This is a genomic window from Kocuria tytonicola (assembly GCF_003687455.1).
In the GTDB taxonomy this organism is placed as follows: Bacteria; Actinomycetota; Actinomycetes; order Actinomycetales; family Micrococcaceae; genus Kocuria; species Kocuria tytonicola.
In genome coordinates this window covers 1-3,830 of the sequence record NZ_PHOA01000149.1, presented here as the reverse complement: position 1 = coordinate 3,830, position 3,830 = coordinate 1, and the positions used below count along the sequence as shown (strand labels likewise).

Sequence of the window (3,830 nt, the reverse complement as noted above, 5' to 3'; positions counted from 1 at the left end):
ACCGAGATCTACACCGTCTAATTCGTCGGCAGCGTCAGAGGTGTATAAGAAACACGCCCTCCCCCGCCGAGGAGGACGTGTGGCGCAGCTTCCTGCGCCTGACCCGCGGGATGGAGCGGGCCGTCGACCGGCAGCTGCAACGGGACAGCGAGCTCTCCGGCTCGGAGTACGAGATCCTGGTGCCGCTGTCCGAGTCCACCACGGGCGAGCTGCCGTCCCGGGAGCTGCTGCGGGGCCTGCGGTGGGAGCGCTCCCGGCTGTCCCACATGCTCTCCCGCATGGAGCGGCGCGGCATGATCCGCCGCTCCCCCAGCCCCACGGACGCGCGCGGACTGGTGGTGGGCATCACCGAGCACGGGCGCGAGGCGATCGGCCGCGCGGCCCCGGCGCACCTGGCGATGGTGCGGGAGGCGTTCATGGACCAGCTCAGCGAGGAGGAGAGGACCGCGCTGCTCAGCATCACCCGCAAGGTGATGCCACGGCTGGAGCGCATGGACCTCGTCTGAGAACCCGGCAGGGAGCACCCCGCCCCGGGGCGCCGTGCCGAGCTGGGCCGCAGGTCCCGTACCGGGGTGCCGGACGGCCCGTGCCCGCCCGGCGGATCTCACCCTCTGTTCCTCTGACGCAAGGAGGAAAGGCCTTTAACAGGGGACGGGTCCTGCCACTTGGGGGATCGGCAGGACCCGTCGGACATCCCGAATCTGGGGGAGATCGGGACGCCGGCCGACCGGGGGATCATCCAGGCGCTGTTTGGGGGGATGCGCCCGGGCCACTTCGGCCGACACCAACACTTTATGTGGCAACTCCATCGAGACGCAAGTAACCCGTCAGACGATTCTGGAAATATCAGCTGACGTGCGGAAATAGTCACGCCTGTGATCCGGTTCACGACTTTTTTCGTCAGAAACCTGCGTTTTCCCGCCACCTCCTTGTCCCCGGAGTGAGCCACACGTATTGTCCTCCCGGCCTGTGGGTCATTCGGACCGCAGGATTTCCTCGACCACCACCAGCGCGCTGCGCACCACGGGCGAGCGCTCCTCCCGGCGCCACACGACGGCAAGATCCACCGTGGCCGGGGCCGTCAGCTCCTCGTACACCACGCCCGGAAGCCTCAGAGCTGCCACGGAGGCGGGCACCACGGCGGCGCCCACGCCCGCGGCCACGTGGGCCAGCAGCTCCGCGGTCTCGTGCGCCATCTGCGTGATCCGCCAGGGCACCCCGGCGTCCCGGAACAGTTCGCCCACCGTCCGGTGGAGCACGGAGTCCGGCGGGTGGGCCACGAACTCGTGTCCCGCGAGCTCGGCCACTTCGAGCGGCCGGCCGGTGGCCAGTGGCGCACCCGCCGGCACGGCCACCACCAGCGCCTCACGGCACAGGGTCCGGGACTCCAGCCCCGGGGAGACCACGGGCGCGTGCAGGAGCGCGAGGTCGAGGGCCCCCTCACGCACAGCGGTCTCCGCAGCCGGGCCGGACATCTCGCCACGGAGCCGCACCGTGACCCCGGGGAGCCGCGCCGCCAGACCCCGGGCGACCCGAGGCATGGTCCCGTACGTGGCCGCGCCGCAGGACCCCGCACGCAGAACACCCGCTGTCGCGCGGCCCAGCCGGGAGACCTCCGCCGCGAGCGCCGCGGTCTCCTGCACGATCCGCCGCCCGCGCTCCAGCAGCTCCTGGCCCGCCGGTGTGAGGTCCACGCGGCGCGTGGTCCGCTCGAGCAGCCGGGCGTCGAGCTGTTCCTCCAACCGGCGGATCTGCTCGGAGAGCTGGGGCTGGGCCATGTGCAGTCGCGCGGCGGCACGCCCGAAGTGCCGCTCCTCGGCCACCGCGATGAAACAGTTCAGCTGGCGCAGCTCCACGGCCTCACTCCTCTCGTGGCGGCACCCGCCGCCGCCCGGCGGCCTGGGACCGGTGCCCGTGCGGGTGCCGACGGGTGTCCCCCAGGGGGGTGATGCCGGGCCCGGCCCTGTCCTCAGGAGTCCAGGAGGTTCTTCTCCAGGATCTCCTCCTTGACCGCCCGGCGCAGGGTCTTGCCCAGCATGGTGCGCGGGAGGTCCTCCATGACGATGATCCGGCGCGGCACCTTGTAGCGGGTGACCTTGTCGTAGCAGTGCTGGCGAAGCGCAGCCTCGTCCAGCGCCACACCGGGCTCCAGGACCACGGCGGCCACCACGGTCTCGTTGCCGTCCTCGTTGGGGATGCCCACCACGGCGGCGTCCGACACGGCGTCGTGCAGCTTCAGCGCGGTCTCCACCTCGGTGGGAGCCACGTTGAAACCGCCGGTGATGATGACCTCCTTGATGCGGTCCACCACGCGCAGGAACCCGTCCTCGTCCACGGTGACGATGTCCCCGGAGCGCAGCCAGCCGTCCTCCGTGAACAGCTTGGCGGTCTCCTCCGGGCGCTTCCAGTAGCCCGTGGTGGTCTGGGGACCCTTGACGAGCAGCTCGCCCTCGCCGTCCACCGGGACGTCCTCACCGGTCTCGGGATCCACCATGCGCACGTCGGTGCTCGGGAACGGGACGCCGATCGAGCCCGCACGGCGGTGCTCGTTGAGCGGGTTGCACGCGACGAGCGGGGAGCACTCGGTGAGGCCGTAGCCCTCGATCAGCATGCCGCCGGTGGCCTCCTCCCACGTGGCCACCAGGGGCACGGGAAGGCTCATGGCGCCGGAGACGGCCACGCGGATGCCGGAGATGTCCTTGCCACTGTCCACGGCGGCGTCGAGCACCTTCTGGTACACGGGCGGCACGGCGGGCAGGACCGTGGGCATGCTCTTCTTCATGGCGCGCAGGATGAGGTCCGCCCGCACGGTGGGGAACAGCACCAGCTTGGCGCCCAGGGACATGGCGAAGGTGAGCCCCAGGGTGAGCCCGAACGCGTGGAAGAGGGGCAGCACCCCGTACACGACCTCGTCGGAGGTGCTCTCCAGCCAGTGCTGGCCCATCAGCGCGTTGGACTCCAGGTTGCGGTGGCTCAGCATGGCGCCCTTGGGCTGGCCCGTGGTGCCGGAGGTGTACTGCAGCAGGGCGATGTCCGTGGCGGTGGGACGCGGGGGGTCCGCGCGCACCGGCGCGGAGTCCAGCAGCGTCTTCCAGGCGATGGTCCCGGGAGCGGGCGCAGTGAGTTCACGGCGCTGCTCGGCGAGCTTCTTGAGCGGCAGCCTGAGACCGAGGCGCATGGCCGTGGGCATGGCCTCCGTGATGTCCACGGAGATCACGTTCTCCACCGCGAGGTCCCGGGGCATGTCCGTGATGCGCGCGGCCACCTTGTCCCACGCGATCACCACGCGGGCGCCGTGGTCCTCGAACTGGTGGCGCAGCTCGGGAGTGGTGTACAGCGGGTTGTGCTCCACCACGATGGCTCCGAGGCGCAGCACCGCGTAGAACGCCACGATGTGCTGCGGGCAGTTGGGCAGCACGATCGCCACGCGGTCCCCGGCCTGCACACCCAGCCCCCGCAGCCCCTCGGCCACGCGCTGCACGCGGTCACCCAGCTGGGCGTAGGTCATGCCCGCCCCGAAGAACTCCACTGCCGTCTTGGAGCCGTGGCGCGCCACGGACTTCTCCAGCATGTGGACCAGGGAGGTCTCCGGCAGGTCCAGGTCCCGCGGGACCCCGGGGTCGTAGCTCGCGATCCAGGGGCGGGTTGCCAGGAAGTCACGGGAATTCACGTCAGCCATGAGAGCGAGGTTACCCGTCCCCGCGCGCGGGCCGGTCAGCAGCTGCCGGTGTCCCCCGTTCCTGCCACTGCCGCGGGGGACGTCTCGTTAGACTTCTGGGGACCCGCCACCGGACTCCCCGCCGAATCGAGGCCCCCGCCATGTCCCCCTC

General features: G+C 71.0%; 3 protein-coding genes. 1 reads left to right on the top strand and 2 read right to left on the bottom strand.

The window, feature by feature from the left end; all coding sequences use genetic code 11:
• Window positions 1-77: 77 nt before the first annotated feature.
• Complete coding sequence (locus tag CWC38_RS11215; RefSeq protein ID WP_240625241.1) at window positions 78-506, top strand: MarR family winged helix-turn-helix transcriptional regulator; 429 nt, start codon at window positions 78-80, stop codon at window positions 504-506.
• Window positions 507-974: 468 nt separating this feature from the next.
• Here CWC38_RS11215 and CWC38_RS11210 read toward each other — a convergent pair whose 3' ends face one another.
• Together CWC38_RS11210 and CWC38_RS11205 are read right to left on the bottom strand one after the other, a co-directional pair.
• On the bottom strand, window positions 975-1,856 hold the full coding sequence (locus CWC38_RS11210; RefSeq protein WP_121846803.1) for a LysR substrate-binding domain-containing protein: 882 nt from the start codon (window positions 1,854-1,856) through the stop codon (window positions 975-977).
• A 113-nt stretch (window positions 1,857-1,969) separates the two neighbouring features.
• Complete coding sequence (locus CWC38_RS11205) at window positions 1,970-3,679, bottom strand: long-chain-fatty-acid--CoA ligase (RefSeq protein ID WP_121846802.1); 1,710 nt, start codon at window positions 3,677-3,679, stop codon at window positions 1,970-1,972.
• Between the last annotated feature and the right edge of the window lie 151 nt (window positions 3,680-3,830).